The 16,245-nt window shown below is 64.6% G+C and carries 15 protein-coding genes and 1 riboswitch; of the genes, 9 read left to right on the plus strand and 6 right to left on the minus strand.

Annotated features, from left to right (window positions below; translation table 11 throughout):
* The first annotated feature begins 41 nt into the window (after window positions 1-41).
* Complete coding sequence (gene hldE / locus BTN82_RS02225) at window positions 42-1,466, plus strand: bifunctional D-glycero-beta-D-manno-heptose-7-phosphate kinase/D-glycero-beta-D-manno-heptose 1-phosphate adenylyltransferase HldE (RefSeq protein ID WP_075117557.1); 1,425 nt, start codon at window positions 42-44, stop codon at window positions 1,464-1,466.
* Window positions 1,467-1,520: 54 nt separating this feature from the next.
* Here hldE and BTN82_RS02230 read toward each other — a convergent pair whose 3' ends face one another.
* From BTN82_RS02230 to BTN82_RS02245, 4 genes are all read right to left on the minus strand, one after another.
* Window positions 1,521-2,492, minus strand: a complete 972-nt coding sequence (locus BTN82_RS02230; protein WP_075117558.1) for a metal ABC transporter ATPase — start codon at window positions 2,490-2,492, stop codon at window positions 1,521-1,523.
* Between the two features lie 41 nt (window positions 2,493-2,533).
* Entirely contained in the window at window positions 2,534-3,346 is an 813-nt protein-coding gene (locus BTN82_RS02235; protein WP_075117559.1) for an aldo/keto reductase, read from the minus strand.
* Window positions 3,343-4,518, minus strand: a complete 1,176-nt coding sequence (locus BTN82_RS02240) for an NAD(P)/FAD-dependent oxidoreductase (protein ID WP_075117560.1) — start codon at window positions 4,516-4,518, stop codon at window positions 3,343-3,345. The genes BTN82_RS02235 and BTN82_RS02240 overlap by 4 nt, the downstream gene beginning before the upstream one ends.
* 109 nt (window positions 4,519-4,627) lie before the next feature.
* A complete protein-coding gene (locus BTN82_RS02245; protein WP_075117561.1) occupies window positions 4,628-4,960 on the minus strand; it encodes a DMT family transporter in 333 nt (110 codons plus the stop codon).
* A 103-nt stretch (window positions 4,961-5,063) separates the two neighbouring features.
* Between BTN82_RS02245 and BTN82_RS02250 the strand changes: the two genes are divergently transcribed.
* Both BTN82_RS02250 and waaA read left to right on the plus strand, forming a co-directional pair.
* Entirely contained in the window at window positions 5,064-5,954 is an 891-nt protein-coding gene (locus BTN82_RS02250; RefSeq protein WP_075117562.1) for a LysR family transcriptional regulator, read from the plus strand.
* Window positions 5,955-5,977: 23 nt separating this feature from the next.
* Complete coding sequence (gene waaA, locus BTN82_RS02255; protein ID WP_075117563.1) at window positions 5,978-7,249, plus strand: lipid IV(A) 3-deoxy-D-manno-octulosonic acid transferase; 1,272 nt, start codon at window positions 5,978-5,980, stop codon at window positions 7,247-7,249.
* Between the two features lie 84 nt (window positions 7,250-7,333).
* Here the strand turns inward: waaA and BTN82_RS02260 are convergent, their stop codons facing one another.
* Entirely contained in the window at window positions 7,334-8,773 is a 1,440-nt protein-coding gene (locus BTN82_RS02260) for a TolC family outer membrane protein (RefSeq protein ID WP_075117564.1), read from the minus strand.
* Between the two features lie 196 nt (window positions 8,774-8,969).
* A riboswitch (TPP riboswitch) is annotated at window positions 8,970-9,074 on the plus strand.
* 175 nt (window positions 9,075-9,249) lie between these two features.
* Here BTN82_RS02260 and thiC point away from each other — a divergent pair.
* Together thiC and cytX are read left to right on the plus strand one after the other, a co-directional pair.
* Window positions 9,250-11,139, plus strand: a complete 1,890-nt coding sequence (gene thiC / locus BTN82_RS02265) for a phosphomethylpyrimidine synthase ThiC (RefSeq protein ID WP_075117565.1) — start codon at window positions 9,250-9,252, stop codon at window positions 11,137-11,139.
* A gap of 140 nt (window positions 11,140-11,279) precedes the next feature.
* Entirely contained in the window at window positions 11,280-12,572 is a 1,293-nt protein-coding gene (gene cytX, locus BTN82_RS02270; protein ID WP_075117566.1) for a putative hydroxymethylpyrimidine transporter CytX, read from the plus strand.
* On the opposite strand, the gene BTN82_RS02275 is transcribed toward cytX, so the two are convergent.
* Entirely contained in the window at window positions 12,541-13,287 is a 747-nt protein-coding gene (locus BTN82_RS02275) for an RsiV family protein (protein WP_075117567.1), read from the minus strand. The genes cytX and BTN82_RS02275 overlap by 32 nt on opposite strands.
* 223 nt (window positions 13,288-13,510) lie before the next feature.
* On the opposite strand from BTN82_RS02275, the gene BTN82_RS02280 reads away from it, so the two are divergent.
* The 4 genes from BTN82_RS02280 to BTN82_RS02295 all read left to right on the plus strand — a co-directional run bounded on the left by BTN82_RS02280 (window position 13,511) and on the right by BTN82_RS02295 (window position 16,223).
* Window positions 13,511-14,128 (plus strand): NUDIX domain-containing protein, encoded by a 618-nt coding sequence (locus BTN82_RS02280; protein ID WP_075117568.1) that lies wholly within the window; start codon window positions 13,511-13,513, stop codon window positions 14,126-14,128.
* On the plus strand, window positions 14,119-14,571 hold the full coding sequence (locus BTN82_RS02285) for a DUF1249 domain-containing protein (RefSeq protein WP_075117569.1): 453 nt from the start codon (window positions 14,119-14,121) through the stop codon (window positions 14,569-14,571). Before BTN82_RS02280 ends, BTN82_RS02285 begins: the two co-directional genes overlap by 10 nt.
* A gap of 99 nt (window positions 14,572-14,670) precedes the next feature.
* Window positions 14,671-15,486 carry a 3',5'-cyclic-AMP phosphodiesterase gene (cpdA, locus tag BTN82_RS02290; RefSeq protein WP_075117570.1) on the plus strand — a complete coding sequence of 272 codons (816 nt, stop codon included), beginning with the start codon at window positions 14,671-14,673 and terminating at the stop codon, window positions 15,484-15,486.
* A 128-nt stretch (window positions 15,487-15,614) separates the two neighbouring features.
* Complete coding sequence (locus tag BTN82_RS02295; RefSeq protein ID WP_075117571.1) at window positions 15,615-16,223, plus strand: YqiA/YcfP family alpha/beta fold hydrolase; 609 nt, start codon at window positions 15,615-15,617, stop codon at window positions 16,221-16,223.
* Window positions 16,224-16,245: the final 22 nt, after the last annotated feature.

The raw sequence follows: 16,245 nt of genomic DNA on the forward strand, positions 1-16,245 counted from the left end.
TTAATATCGCGCCCCTGTTCATTTTGTATGTGGGTTGCTCCATGAAGTTGTCCATGCCGCGATTCGATCAAGCCCCTGTCTTGGTGGTCGGCGATGTCATGCTCGACCGTTACTGGCATGGTGGTACCTCACGGATTTCCCCTGAGGCGCCGGTACCGGTAGTCAAGGTCGAGCAGATCGAGGACCGCCCGGGCGGTGCCGCGAACGTTGCCTTGAACATTGCCGCGCTCGGCGCGCCGGCCTCGCTGGTCGGCGTCACCGGCGACGACGAGGCTGCCGACAGTCTCTCCAATAGTTTGCAGGGCGCCGGCGTGCGTGCCTTGTTCCAGCGCATTGCCCACCAGCCGACCATCGTCAAGCTGCGGGTCATGAGCCGGCACCAGCAATTGCTGCGTATCGATTTCGAAGAACCTTTCGCCACCGACGCCCTGGCGTTGGGCGCCGAAGTCGACCAGTTGCTGGACGGCATCAAGGTGCTGGTCTTGTCCGACTACGGCAAGGGAGCGCTGAAGAACCACCAGGCGCTGATCCAGGCCGCGCGCGCGCGCGGCATCCCGGTGCTGGCCGACCCGAAGGGCAAGGATTTTTCGATTTATCGCGGCGCCAGCCTGATCACCCCGAACCTCAGCGAGTTCGAAACCATCGTCGGCGGCTGCGTCGACGAACACGACCTGGTCGGCAAAGGCGCGAAGCTGATGCACGATTTGGAACTGGGCGCGCTGTTGGTGACCCGTGGCGAACACGGCATGACCCTGTTGCGCCCTGACCATCCGGCGCTGCATTTGCCGGCCCGGGCGCGTGAAGTGTTCGACGTCACCGGTGCCGGCGATACCGTGATTTCCACCCTGGCGGCGGCGATCGCGGCGGGCGAAGAGCTGCCGCACGCGGTGGCCCTGGCCAACCTGGCCGCCGGCATCGTGGTCGGCAAACTGGGTACCGCGGCCATCAGCGCTCCGGAACTGCGTCGCGCGATCCAGCGTGAGGAAGGCTCCGAGCGCGGCGTGCTGAGCCTCGACCAGTTGCTGTTGGCGATCGACGACGCGCGGGCGCACAAGGAGACGATCGTCTTCACCAACGGCTGCTTCGACATCCTCCACGCCGGCCATGTGACCTACCTCGAGCAGGCGCGGGCGCAAGGCGACCGGCTGATCGTGGCGATCAACGACGATGCCTCGGTCAGCCGCCTGAAGGGACCGGGGCGCCCGATCAACAGCGTCGACCGGCGCATGGCGGTACTGGCCGGCCTGGGCGCGGTGGATTGGGTCATCAGCTTCCCCGAGGGAACGCCGGAAAACCTGCTGGCCCAGGTCAAGCCGGACGTGCTGGTCAAGGGCGGGGATTACTCGGTCGACCAGGTGGTCGGCGCCGATATCGTCAATGCCTACGGTGGCACGGTGAAGGTGCTGGGCCTGGTGGAGAACAGCTCCACCACCGCCATCGTCGAGAAGATCCGCAAGACCGAATGACGCGACTGGCCGCCTCGCCCGCTTGCGGTAAGCCCGCGACGGGCGAGGCGCAGCTCAACGCTGCCGGCTGGCCTTGGCCGGCACGATCTTGCGCAATATCTGCCGCGCCTTGCCGGTCAGGCGCTTGAGCTTGGAGTCTTTCTCCGGTGCGCTCAGACCCTGCTGCTTCAACCAGTCCTTCCAGCGAATCCGCTCGTCATGCACCAGCCAGCCTTGCTGCCGGGCGAAGCTTTCGGCCAGGTACAGGCCGCGGGTGCTCGCCGGGTGCAGTTGATCCTTTTTCAAGGTATACAGCTCGGCGCACGGCTGCCCGTCCTTGAGTGGCATCAGGTACAGGTCCGGGCGCTTGCGATCCAGGCGCGCCACCAGTTGGTCGCCTTCCAGGCGTTCGTCGACGTGGAACAGGCTCAGGGACTTGGCTTCCTTCGGTACGTCCAGGCGCAGGTCGTAGATCAGCTGTAGCGACGCGGTGGGCAGGTGCACGTAAGCCTGGGGCCGTTCGAGCAGTTGCAGGTTGGCGCAGCGCACCGGCCGCGCCGCGCCCGACAGCGGCGTCAGGCGAAAGGGCAGGGCCTCGCGATAGTGCAGGGCCGTCGAATAGGGCGCGGGCAGCCAGGTGTCGTTGAAGCGCCCGCCGAGCCAGCCTTCCGGGGTTTCCAGCAGGCACTCCTCGGCGATTTCCTGGATGGCGGTATGCAGCGGCAGGTTCAGCTCGTGGGCCGGGACGTAGCCGGAAATTAGCTTGAGCACCACATCGCCGCGGTCCTGGCGGCGCTGGCGGACCAGCACCCAATAGTCGCGGTTCTGCCAATGCAGGGTCAGGCGCACCGAAACACCGAGGTTGGCCAGCTCCAGGGAAAAACGCTCGGCATCGGCCACTACCACCGGGCGCCGGCGCTGCAGGGTCTGGGCAAAGTTCAGCGGCATGCCGACGCTCTGGTAACTGAGGCCTTCGGGCGTCGCTTCGACGAACAGGGGCAGCGTCTTGAAGTTGCTGGGGTTCTTTCTTATGAGCGTACGCGGCATGTCGGCTCCTTCTTGCGTCGGGGTCGGCCGCGTCGGCGGCATCAGTTTTTGCGCAGTACCTGCGCGACAGTGGCGACATTATGGGCCAGGTGCAACGGGTTGATGGTCCCGACAATGGCGCTGGCGACGCCCGGCTGCCCGAACAGCAATTCGAAGCTGGCGCGAACCGGGTCGACGCCGGGGGCCAGGCACACATGACCGCTGGCCAGGGCTTTTTTCACCAGGATGCCTTTGCCATGGGCGGCGGCATAGTCGATGACCGCCTTCTCGTGCTGTTCGTTCAGATTGTAGGTGACCATGGCGCAGTCGCCTTGTTCCAGGGCCTTGAGCCCGCCCTCGACGGTCTTCCCGGAAAAGCCGAAGCCGCGGATCTTGCCTTCGCGCTTGAGCTCGGCGAGCGTCTGGTAGACCTCGCTCTCATCGAGGATCGCCAGGTCGTTGCCGTCGGAGTGCACCAGCACCAGGTCGATGAAGTCGGTTTCCAGGCGCTGCAGGCTGCGCTCCACCGACAGGCGAGTGTGCGCGGCGCTGAAGTCGTGGCGCGACAGGCCGTCTTCGAATTCTTCGCCGACCTTGCTGACGATCACCCACTCCTGGCGCTGCCCGCGCAGCAGCGGGCCGAGGCGTTGTTCGCTGCGGCCGTAGGCGGGGGCGGTGTCGATCAGGTTGATGCCCAGGTCGCGGCTCAGCTTGAGCAGCAGGCGGGCTTCGCTATCGTCCGGAATCTGGAAGCCGTTGGGGTATTTCACCCCCTGGTCGCGCCCGAGCTTGACGGTGCCCAGGCCCAGCGGCGAGACCCGCAGCCCGGTGTTGCCCAAGGGGCGATGCAAGTCGTGCAGGGTGGGTTGGCTCATGGCAGCAGTTGCTCCCACGCCGGTTGCGCGATGGCGGGCTTCGGCAGGGCCGGCAAGGCGGCCGCGGGGCCCGGCTGGATACCGTCGCGCTCGAGGGCGGCGAACACCCGGTCGGCGAAATCCGGGGCCAGGGCCAGCTTGGTCGGCCAGCCGACCAGCAGGCGATCCTGCTCGGCGAGGAAGGCATTGTCCGGACGGGTCAGCCCCGATTGCGCAGGTTCCGCCCGGTCCACCCGCAAGGTGGCCCATTGCGCCTGGCTCAGGTCGATCCAGGGCAGCAAGTTGCCGAGTTCTTTTTGCGCGACGGCAATCTGTGCCGCGGGCTCGCGCGCCACGCCCTCGGCTTCGGCGATGTCGCCGCCGAGGTACCAGACCCACTGGCCGTCGGCCGCCGGGTGGGTGGTGACGGTGATGCGCGGTTTCGGCCCGCCGCCCAGGCAATGGGCGTACAGCGGTTTCAGGCTCGGGCCCTTGACGATCACCATGTGCAACGGCCGGCGTTGCATGGCTGGCTGGCTCAGGCCGAGGCTGCCGAGCAACTCGGCATTGCCGGCACCGGCGCTGAGGACGATGCGTTGCGCGCGGATGTCCCGTTCGTCGACCCGCAGGCCCACCAGCTGTCCGTTCTCCAGCAGGGGTTCGATCTTCTGCCCGGCCAGCAGGCTGTCGCCGCCGAGTTCGGCCAGGCGCTCGATCAGGCTTGGCACGTCCACCACCAGTTCGGCCAGGCGATAGACCTTGCCCTTGAAGCGTCGGTCCTGCAGGGCTGGCGGCAACTGGTCTCCCTTGACCTGGTCGACGCGGCCGCGTACCGCCTTGCTGGCGAAGAAGCTGGTGAGGTTGCCGGCCAGGGTGCCGGGGGACCACAGGTAATGCGCCTCGGACAACAGGCGCACGCCGGACAGGTCCAGCTCGCCGCTGCCGGCCAGGGCCTCGCGCCAGCGGCGCGGCATGTCGGCGATGGCTTCCGAAGCGCCGGTCAGGGCGCCGTGCAGGGCGTATTTGGCGCCGCCGTGAATGATTCCCTGGGACTTGACGCTTTGTCCGCCGCCGAGGCTGGCGCTCTCCACCAGTACAGTGGAAAAGCCCTGGCGACGCAGGCGCGCGTTCAGCCAGAGGCCGGCGACTCCAGCGCCGACAATCAGCACGTCGGTGGAAATAACGGATGGCATGCAGCGACCTCAGAGAACCAATCGAAGCCGCAAGTTTCAAGCCTCAAGCCTCAAGCTGCAAGCCTGGCGCTCACTCTTGCCGCGTGTAGCTTGAAGCTTGCCGCTGCTTTTAATGCCCCGCGGTTTTCGAAAACAGCTGGATCACCACCACCCCCAGGACGATCAGCGCCATGCCGAGCATCGCCGGGATATCCAGCTTCTGCCCGTAAAGGAACAGCGCGGCCACGCTGACCATGACGATGCCCATCCCGGCCCAGACCGCGTAAGCCACGCCCACCGGCACGGTGCGGACCACCAGGGTCAGCATCCAGAAGGCCACGCCGTAGCCGACGATGATCAGCAGCAGGGGAATCGGGGTGCTCAGGCCCTTGACCGCTTTCATCGAAACAGTGGCGATCACTTCGGCGCAGATGGCGATAGCCAGGTAGGTGTAAGCGTTCATGGGAGAGTCCTCGTGTTTGGGCGTGCTTGATGAGGTCGGCATTCTAGAGATTGTTGAGATGGGGTAAAGTCATTACCTATCTGTTTTAAAGATGGGTTGGGCCATGAGCATGCAGTGGAATCTGGAGCAGATGCGGCTGTTCGTCAGCGTCGCCGAGCAGCGTTCGTTTTCGGCGGTGGCGCGGGAGCGGCGCAAGGCGCAGTCGGCGATCAGCGGTGCAATTGCCTTGCTCGAGGCGGACCTGGGGGTGAGCCTGTTCGAGCGCAGCAGTGGGCGCCAGCCGAAGCTCACCGAAGCCGGCGCGACCCTGCTGGAGGAGGCGCGGGAGGTCCTGCGCCAATGCGAACGTCTCAATGGTCGGGCGCTGGCCTTGCTGCGCGGCCAGGAAGCCCGCTTGCGCCTGGCTCAGGACGAAGCGATGCCGTATCAGCCGGTCATCGACAGCCTCGAGGCGCTGGCCGAGCACTTTCCCAGCCTGGAGGTGCAACTGACCAGCTCCGCCCAGGGCGACGTGGCCCGCAAGCTGGTGGAGCGCCGCGCCGACCTGGGCCTGCTGTTTTATCACGAGCGCATTCCCGAAGCCCTTGAGCGCCGGGTGCTGGGCAGCATCGAGATGGTCACGGTCTGCGGCGTCGACCATCCCCTGGCCCGCGAAGCCACGGCGGATTGCCAGCAACTGGCGCAACACCGACAGTTGCTGATGGCCACGCAATCGAGCGTCTACCCCGGCAGCGAACCGGCCAGCCCGCAGGTCTGGCGCGCCGACAGCTTCTACGTGATGGCCGAATGGCTGACCCGCGGCCTGGGGTGGGCCTGGCTGCCGCGGCATGTGGTGCAGTACCCGACTTACCAGGGGCAGATGGTCGAGTTGGCCAGCGAATGGACCCCCCCGGCGCTGGTGGTGGAGCTGGTCTGGCGCCGCGACGAACCCCTGGGGCCGGCGGCACGCTGGCTGGCGGAGCGTTTTGCCGTGCACTTGCGGGCGATTGGCTGAAAAAGCCGATAAACTCCGCCGCCATGAATAGAACTCTCTACACCGCGCTGTTTTACCTGGGGCTGCCATTGGTGGCGATTCGTCTATGGCTGCGGGCGCGCAAGGCGCCGGCTTATGCCCAGCGGATCGGCGAGCGTTTTGCCTGGGGCCTGCCGGCGATGCAGAAGGGCGGCATCTGGGTGCACGCGGTGTCGGTGGGCGAAAGCATCGCCGCCGCACCGATGATCCGCGCCTTGCTGGCGCGTTATCCACAGCTGCCGATCACGGTCACCTGCATGACCCCCACCGGCTCGGAACGCATCCAGGCACTGTTCGCCAACGAGCCGCGGATCCAGCACTGCTACCTGCCGTACGACCTGCCTTGCGCCGCTGCGCGTTTTCTCGAGCGGACCCAGCCGAAGCTGGCGGTGATCATGGAAACCGAGTTGTGGCCCAATCACATTCATCAGTGCGCCAAGCGCGGGATTCCCGTGGCGCTGGCCAATGGGCGGCTGTCGCAGCGTTCGGCCCGGGGCTATGGGCGTTTCGCCAAGTTGACTGCACCGATGCTCGCCGAAATGAGCTTGTTCGCGGTGCAGACCGAAGCCGAGGCCGAGCGTTTTCGGCAACTGGGCGCGCGGCCCGAAACGGTCGAGGTGACCGGCTCGATCAAGTTCGACCTGAGCATCGATCCGCAACTGCTGGCGCGCGCCAACGAGTTGCGCCTGCAGTGGCATGCCAGCGAACGCCCGGTATGGATTGCCGCCAGCACCCATGAAGGCGAAGACGCCGTGGTGCTGGATGCCCATCGCCAGTTGCTGGCCAGTTATCCGAATGCCCTGCTGATCCTGGTGCCGCGTCATCCGGAGCGTTTCAACGCGGTGTACGAACTGTGCCGCCAGCAGGGATTCGCGACCGTTCGCCGTTCCGCCGCCGAGCCGGTGAGCGCCGCTACCTCGGTGCTGCTGGGCGATACCATGGGCGAGTTGCTGTTCCTGTATGCCTTGGCGGACAGCGCCTTCGTCGGCGGCAGCCTGGTGCCCAACGGCGGCCACAATCTGCTGGAGCCGGCGGCCCTGGCCAAGCCGGTGCTGAGCGGGCCGCACCTGTTCAATTTCCTGGAGATCGCGGCGCTGCTGCGCGAGGCGGGCGCCTTGCAGGAAGTCGACGATGCCCATGGCCTGGCCGTGGCGGTGCAGCGCCTGTTCGAGTTGCCGCGGGATGCGCAGAAGATGGCCGACGCCGGCTTGCAAGTGATGCGCAGCAACCAGGGCGCCCTGCAGCGCCTGCTCGATGGGTTGGGGCGTTTGCTGTAGACCCTGGCGCAGGCTGGGTAATAAAAAAGGCCGCCGTCATTCAATCGAATGGCGGTGGCCTTTTTGCGTCCTGCGGCTACAGGTTTATTGGCCGGGGCGAGCCTTGAGCTGTTCCGCGGCGGCCTTGGCCAGGTCCGGCGGCAGGAAGTCGCGGTCCGGGTTGTAGTCGGCCTTCAGGTAGCGCGCCAGGTCTTGCAGATCGCCCGGGTTGAGGGTGCCGGCGGCCTGCTTGAGGCGCAGGTTGTCGAGGATGTAGTCGTAGCGGCTGTTGTTGTAGTTGCGCACCGAGGTGTACAGCTGGCGCTGGGCGTCGAGCACGTCGACGATATTGCGCGTGCCGACCTGATAACCGATCTCCGTGGCTTCCACCGCGCTCTGGTTGGAGATGATCGACTGGCGCCGGGCCTGGACCTGTTCGACGTCGGTGTTCACCGCGCGGTGCAGGTTGCGGGTGTTTTCCACCACCTGCCGGCGCAGCGCCTCGCGCCGCTGCTCGCTCTGGTTCAGGCGCGAGTAGGACTCGCGGACCTGGGAGCTGGTCAGGCCGCCGCTGTAGATCGGGATGTTCAGTTGCAGGCCGACGCTGCGTTGTTCGACGTCGCTGCCGTAGCGCTGGCCCAGGGGGGCGGGGTTGCTGAAGCCCAGGGCGTCGTTGTCGCCTTTCTTGTATTGCGCCACCGCGTCCAGGGTTGGCGCGTGGCCGGCCTTGCGCTGCTTGAGGGTTTCCTCGGCGGCGCTGACCGCGTAGTTGCTGGCCAGCAAGTTGAGGTTCTGCTTGGCCGCGGTATCGACCCAGGCCTTGGCGTCGTTGGGGGTCGGCGCCAGCACCGGCAGGCTGTGGACGATGCCCTGGATCGAGTTGTACTGACGGTTGGTCAGGGTGATCAGGGCTTCGAAGGCGTCGTCCACCTGGCGTTGGGCGAGGATCCGGTTGGCTCGCGCGGTGTCGTAGCTGGCCTGGGATTGCAGGACGTCGGTCTTGTCCGACAGGCCGACGTCGAAGCGTTCGTTGGACTGGTCCAGTTGGCGCTTGAAGGCCGCTTCCTCGGCCTTGGTCGAGGCCAGGTTGTCCTGGGCGCGCAGGACCGAGAAGTAGCTGTCGGCACTTTGCAGGATCAGGTTCTGCTCGGTGGCCGAGAGTTCCAGCGCGGCCTGTTCGTTGACGTCCTTGGCCGCTTGCAGCTGGAACCAGCGGTCGGCGCGGAAAATCGGCTGGGCCAGGGTCGCCTGGTACACGGTGCCGCTGCGTGTCGCGGTCATCGACGGCTCGTCGAACTTGGTCCGGGTGTTGTTCAGGTCGGCACCGGCCGAAAGGTTGGGCAGCAAACCGGCGCGGGCCTGGGGCACCACTTCCTTGCGGGCGTCGTAGTCGGCGCGGGCGGCGGCGAGGTCGGCGTTGTTGTCCACTGCCTCCTGGTAGACGCTGACCAGGTCGGTTTTGTTGGTCAAGGGCGCTTCTGCTGCCCAGGCCATTCCATTGGACGCACAAGACACGGCGATGGCCAGTGAAAGTTTGCGCAGCATTCGGCGATCCCTAGAGTTGATATTACGAGGATAATTCTGGCGCCAAGGCTAAGTCTCGGCCTGTGCAGCGTCAAGGTCGGACGCAGCCCAACGAGTGTAGATGCGCGTGCCGATGGCAACAATCCTGCATTTACGCCATTCATCACGCTGTTTGCCGAGGGGTTGGCGTTCTGTATCGGCTTTGTCTAGACTGGCCGGGTTCTTGTCGGGGTGCCTTGCTATGAGGCTGAGATCGGATAATCCGGATCCCGTTGAACCTGATCAGGTTAGCGCCTGCGTAGGGAACAAGATTTCTCGTCACCCGGCGAGTCCTCTTGTGCTTCGTCCGGGATGTTGTTCGACAATCGAACACCCCTCGAGCACCAAGCACTGCACCCGCTGGTTTTCGCCTTTGGCGCCAGCGATGGCTGCGTCCGTTCGTGACAGGTTCGCTCCGACAAAAATCCACTGCCTGGATGCTGTCTGGAGAGCCCGTGATGACGACAAAATTAAAAAACGCTAGCAACCTGAGTGAGTCGGCCCAAGTCGACCAGCAATCGGTTCAGCCCTTTACCCGCTCGCAAAAAATCTATGTCCAGGGTTCGCGCCCGGACATCCGTGTGCCAATGCGCGAGATCAGCCTGGACGTGACCCCCACCGACTTCGGCGGCGAGATCAACGCCCCGGTGACGGTGTACGACACCTCCGGTCCCTACACCGACCCCAACGTGGTGATCGACGTGCGCAAGGGCCTGGGCGATGTGCGTTCGGCCTGGATCGACGACCGCGGCGACACCGAGCGCCTGTCCGGCCTGAGCTCCAACTTCGGCCAGGAACGCCTTGCCGATCCGGAGCTGACCAAGCTGCGTTTCGCCCACGTCAACAACCCGCGCCGGGCCAAGGCCGGGGCCAACGTCAGCCAGATGCACTACGCGCGCCAAGGCATCATCACCGCCGAGATGGAATACGTCGCCATCCGCGAAAACATGAAGCTTCAAGAAGTCCGCGCCGCCGGCTTGCTCAACCAGCAGCATGCCGGCCACAGCTTCGGCGCCAGCATTCCGAAGGAAATCACCGCTGAGTTCGTCCGTGAGGAAATCGCCCGCGGTCGCGCGATCATTCCGGCCAACATCAACCACGTCGAACTGGAACCGATGATCATCGGCCGCAACTTCCTGGTGAAGATCAACGGCAACATCGGCAACAGCGCCCTGGGTTCGTCCATCGAAGAAGAAGTGGCGAAGCTGACCTGGGGCATTCGCTGGGGTTCGGACACGGTGATGGACCTGTCCACCGGCAAGCACATCCACGAAACCCGCGAGTGGATCATCCGCAACTCGCCGGTGCCGATCGGTACCGTGCCGATCTACCAGGCTCTGGAAAAGGTCAACGGCGTGGCCGAGGACCTGACCTGGGAGCTGTTCCGCGACACCCTGATCGAGCAGGCGGAGCAGGGCGTGGACTACTTCACCATCCACGCCGGCGTGCTCCTGCGCTATGTGCCGCTGACCGCCAAGCGGGTGACCGGCATCGTTTCCCGCGGCGGCTCGATCATGGCCAAGTGGTGCCTGGCGCACCACAAGGAGAACTTCCTCTACACCCACTTCGACGAAATCTGCGAAATCATGAAGGCCTACGACGTCAGCTTCTCGCTGGGCGACGGCCTGCGTCCGGGCTCGATTGCCGATGCCAACGACGAAGCGCAGTTCGGCGAACTGGAGACTCTCGGCGAGTTGACCAAGATCGCCTGGAAGCACGACGTGCAGTGCATGATCGAAGGCCCGGGCCACGTGCCGATGCAACTGATCAAGGAGAACATGGACAAGCAGTTGGAATGCTGCGACGAGGCGCCGTTCTACACCCTCGGCCCGCTGACCACCGACATCGCGCCGGGCTATGACCACATCACCTCCGGGATCGGCGCGGCGATGATCGGCTGGTTCGGTTGCGCCATGCTCTGCTACGTCACGCCCAAGGAGCACCTGGGCCTGCCGAACAAGGATGACGTGAAGACCGGGATCATCACCTACAAGATCGCTGCCCACGCAGCCGACCTTGCCAAGGGCCACCCGGGCGCGCAGATCCGCGACAATGCCCTGTCCAAGGCGCGTTTCGAGTTCCGCTGGGAAGACCAGTTCAACCTCGGCCTCGACCCGGATACCGCGCGCGCCTATCACGACGAAACCCTGCCCAAGGATTCGGCCAAGGTCGCGCACTTCTGTTCCATGTGCGGGCCGAAGTTCTGCTCGATGAAGATCACCCAGGAAGTCCGCGAGTACGCGGCCAACCAGCGCATCGAAGCGGTGGACGTGGACGTCGTCCAGGGCATGGCCGAGCAGGCCGAGCGCTTCAAGCAGGAAGGCAGCCAGCTGTACAAGAAGGTTTGATCCGGACCGTCGAGCGCTGAGGCGTTCTGATCGCGAGCAAGCTCGCTCCTGCAGGTAATGCGTCTCCTGTAGGCGCGAGCCTGCTCGCGATAGCGGTCTGGCAAACGCAACAAGAACAATGTTCCTTCGAGATAGCACCCTTGAACACAACCAGCAGCACTTACTCTCCCGATCTCGCCGTCCCGGCCGAACGCCGTGTATTCGGCGCGCGCGATCTGTTTTCCCTGTGGTTTTCCCTCGGCATCGGCCTGATGGTGTTGCAGACTGGCGCGTTGCTGGCGCCAGGCCTGGGCCTGTCCGGCGCATTGCTGGCGATCTTTCTCGGTACGGCAGTGGGCGTGCTGTTGCTGGCGGCGGTCGGGGTGATCGGCAGCGATACCGGCCTGTCGTCCATGGCGGCGCTCAAGCTCAGCCTCGGCACCCGCGGCGCGAGCCTGCCGGCGCTGCTCAACCTGCTGCAATTGGTGGGTTGGGGTTCGTTCGAAATCATCGTCATGCGCGATGCCGCCAGCCTCTTGGGCACCCGCGCATTTAGCGAAGGCAGCTTGCTGGCCAATCCGCTGTTGTGGACGCTGTTTTTCGGCGCGCTGGCGACCCTGCTCGCGGTCAGCGGACCGCTGACCTTCGTGCGCAAGGTCCTGCGCAAATGGGGTATCTGGCTACTGTTGGCGGCGTGCCTCTGGTTGACGTGGAACCTGTTCGCCAAGGCCGATCTTGCCGCGCTCTGGGCCCAGGCCGGCGACGGTTCCATGCCGCTCGGCGTAGGGTTCGACATCGCCATCGCCATGCCGTTGTCGTGGTTGCCGCTGATCGCCGACTACTCAAGGTTCGGCAAGCGTGCGCGTAACGTTTTCGGCGGTACGGCGCTGGGCTTTTTCATCGGCAATCTGTGGCTGATGAGCCTGGGCGTGGCCTACACCCTGGCCTTTGCGCCGAGCGGCGAAGTCAATGCTCTGCTGTTGGCGCTGGCCGGCGCGGGCCTGGGGATTCCACTGTTGCTGATCCTGTTGGACGAGTCGGAAAACGCCTTTGCCGATATCCACTCGGCGGCGGTTTCCAGCGGCATTCTATTGCGCTTGAAAGTCGAGCACCTGGCCCTGGCCATCGGCGTGCTCTGCACCCTGATCGCCTGCCTGGCGCCGCTGGCCCAATACCAGAACTTCCTGCTGCTGATCGGTTCGGTGTTTGCGCCGCTGTTCGGCGTGGTGCTGGTGGACCACTTCATCCTGCGCAAGCGCAGCGCCCAGGTGACGCCCGTGGGGTTGCGCTGGCCGGCGTTGCTGGCTTGGCTGGGCGGGGTCAGCACCTATCACTTGCTGGCCAACTTCTACCCGGATGTCGGCGCGACCCTGCCGTCGCTGGTGCTGGCAGGGCTGCTGCAAGGGCTGTTGGGACGGGCTTTCAGCTACGGCCGGGAAACAGCTCGGGTTTGAGGATGCCGTTCAGGCGGTTGTAAGGGATCTTCAGTTCGATGTGGCCCAGCGCGTAAGGCGCGATCACCGAGACGTTGTACTTGAGGATCACGCCGCCGTAGGTCAGCGCCACGTTCGGGGTCTTCTGGAAGGGCCAGGTCTTGATGAACTCAGGCTCCTGGTCCAGCTTGGTGCTGATCAGCCAGCTGTTATGGGCCACCTGGGCGGCCTTCCAGAACGCGTCTTCCTGGCCTGGGCGCAGCATGTCGGCCAGGGTCAGTTCCTTGTGCAGCTCGCGCGAGTAGTTGATGAAACCGCGCCCAGGCGTGCCGTGGGCGGTGCCGGTGTCCAGGTAGCTGGCCAGCTCGATGATCACCAGGCCGTCATGCTGTTCGCGTACCTTGGCTTGCAGGTACATGCTGTGGCGGCTGTCGGCCTCACGCAGAAACTGCTCGCGATAGGCGCTCAGGGTGGCGGGAACAGCCTGGTTCGCACTGGCGCGGGTCATCTGCAACAGGCGCTTTTCGATCAGTGCATCCAGCTGCGGCTCGTCGGCGAAATGTACGGTGTCGATGTTCACCAGCGGGCAGTCCTGATTGCTGCAGCCGGGCTTGATCTGTTCCGACTTGTCGCTGGTGCTTTGCAGGGGCTTTTGATGGCTGGGTTGAAACAGGCTTTGGCAGGCGCCCAGGGTCAGGGCCAGGCAAGCCACGGAAGCGATTTTAAGAAGCGACATGTGCGTCCTTGATAAACCAGAGGTAGGCAAAAGTTACCGGCTTCGACTGCCTGCGGGGCAATCAGTTCGCCACTAAGCTCAATAGAGGCAATTAGATTAGGTTTGCCCCCTTGCCGTCTATCCCGCTGACGGCAAAGGGGCTGCATCCGTGGTCGCGAGCGCGTTAGGATGGCGCGAATATCGAGGCGGAGCCTCGGATCGGACTCAGGATACGAGGAGTGTTATGACGGATTTTGCCAAGACCACGCCGACCGCCGTCGAGATCGTGCGACGCGAGAAATGTTTCCAGGGGTTTTATCAGCTCGACCGCGTACAACTGCGCCACGAGCTGTTCGCCGGCGGCATGGGGCGCGAGATCAGTCGTGAAATATTTGTCCGTCACGATGCAGTCTGCGTGCTGCCATACGATCCGCAGCGCGACGAAGTGGTATTGATCGAGCAGTTCCGCATCGGCGCCATGGGCAAAATCGCGAATCCCTGGCTGATCGAACTGGTCGCCGGTCTGATCGACAAAGAGGAGCAGCCGGAAGAAGTTGCTCACCGCGAGGCGCAGGAGGAAGCTGGGCTGACATTCTCGGCACTGTGGCCGATGCTCCAGTATTTCCCGTCGCCGGGGGGCAGCACCGAGTTCGTGCATCTGTACCTGGGGCGCTGCGACAGCAGCGGTGCCGGCGGCCTGCATGGGCTGGCGGAAGAAGCGGAGGACATTCGCGTGTCGGCCTGGGCTTTCGAAGACGCGCTGCAAGCGGTAAGGGATGGGCGGATTTCCAACGCGGCGAGCATTATCGCCTTGCAATGGCTGGCTTTGAACCGCGTTGAAGTGAGGGGGTTATGGTCGTAAACAAAGCGCGCGATCGCTACCGGGTCGACCTCGTGGGGCTGCAAGCGTCCTGCGAGGCCAACTATGCCCGGCTGATGCGCCTGCTGCCCGACATGCGCAACCAGCCGGTGGCGCGGCGGATCGCCGTGACCCAGGGCGACCAGATGCTTGGCGTGCTGGCGCTGGAAGTGCTGCTGGCCTGTCCCTACACCACCACCTTGCAGGTGCGCCAGGAACACAGCCTGCCCTGGCTGCCGGTGCCGCAACTGGAAGTGCAGGTCTACCACGACGCGCGCATGGCCGAGGTCGTCAGTGCCGAGCACGCCCGGCGTTTTCGTGGGATCTACCCCTATCCGAATGCGTTCATGCACCAGCCGGACGAGAAGGCCCAGCTCAATGTGTTCCTCGGCGAATGGCTGAGCCACTGCCTGGCGTGCGGCCACGAGTTCGAGGCGGTGCGGTAGATGTGAACTGCGTCCGGTTCGCCGGTTTCCTCTTTTGAAATTCCCCCAGCATAATTGCCCCAATCCTCACTTCCCACGATCACGCCCCGGGAGACCACCTTGCCGAGCGTATCCACTGTGACCACCGACGATCCCGTGTTGTTGGTGCAACTGTCCGATAGCCACCTGTTCGCCGAGGCGCATGGCACGCTGCTGGGCATGAATACCCGCGACAGCCTGCAGCGGGTGATCGATCTGGTGCTGGAGCAGCAACCGCGGATCGACCTGATGCTGGCCACGGGCGATCTGTCCCAGGACGGTACGCTGGAGTCCTATCGACTGTTTCGCGAGATGACCCGGCAGATTCCGGCGCCGGCGCGCTGGATTCCGGGCAACCACGACGAGCCGCAGGTCATGGAGCAGGCGGCGGGCCAGAGTGCGCTGCTGGAACCGGTGGTGGACCTTGGCAACTGGCGCATCACCATGCTCGACTCGGCTGTGCCGGGTTCGGTGCCAGGGTATCTGCGGGACGATCAACTGCAATTGCTGGCCCGCGCCCTGAGCGAAGCGCCCGAGCGCCACCACCTGGTGTGCCTGCACCATCACCCGGTATCGATCGGCTGCGCCTGGATGGAGCCCATCGGGCTGCGCAATCCGCAGGCGCTGTTCGCGGTTTTGGAACGGTTTCCCCAGGCGCGCGCGGTGCTCTGGGGGCATGTGCATCAGGAAATCGACCGTCGCCAGGGGGATTTGCGCCTGCTGGCATCGCCTTCGACCTGCATTCAGTTCGAGCCCGGCAGCGAGGATTTCAAGGTCGGCGACACCGCGCCGGGCTACCGCTGGCTGCGCCTGTTGCCCGACGGCCGCCTGGAAACGGGGGTCGAGCGGGTCGCAGGCTTCGACTTCCAGGTCGACTACGCCAGCGACGGCTACTGACCCGGCATCTGTAGCCGCCTGCGCGGCAACGGTAAAGGCACGCCGACAAAGCGATACGCCTGAACACGAGTCAAGCGGCGATACACCCTGTAAACTGCGCCTTTTTGCACGGTGCAGAGGGAGTACGCATGTCCGGTTCGATCCTGTATATCCACGGTTTCAACAGCGCGCCGGCGTCGACGAAAGCCAGCCAGTTGCTGGCCGTCATGGACGCGATCGGCCGCGGCGAGCAATTGCGGGTACCGGCCCTGCATCACCACCCGCGCGAGGCCATTGGCCAGTTGGAGCAGGCGATTGCCGAACTCGGACGGCCGCTGCTGGTCGGCAGCTCGCTCGGCGGCTACTATGCGACTCACCTTGCCGAGCGCCATGGCCTGAAAGCCCTGCTGATCAACCCGGCGGTCAGCCCGCACCGGATGTTCGACGGCTTCCTGGGCACGCAGACCAACCTCTACACCGGGGAAACCTGGGAACTGACCCACGACCATGTGGCGGCCCTGGCCGAGCTGGAAGTGCCGGCGCCCCAGGATCCGCAGCGGTATCAGGTCTGGTTGCAGACAGGTGACGAGACGCTGGACTATCGCAGCGCCCAGCTGTATTACCGAGCCTGTGCCTTGCGCATCCAGGCCGGCGGCGACCATAGTTTCCAGGGTTTTGCCGGGCAATTGCCGGCGTTGTTGAATTTTGCCGGCATTGGCCCGGATCAATACCAGGCGATCGACTTCACCTCGCTGTGAACCCTCGCTTCTATTTCATTGA

It is taken from the genome of Pseudomonas chlororaphis, assembly GCF_001921865.1.
Lineage (GTDB): Bacteria > Pseudomonadota > Gammaproteobacteria > Pseudomonadales > Pseudomonadaceae > Aquipseudomonas > Aquipseudomonas chlororaphis_D.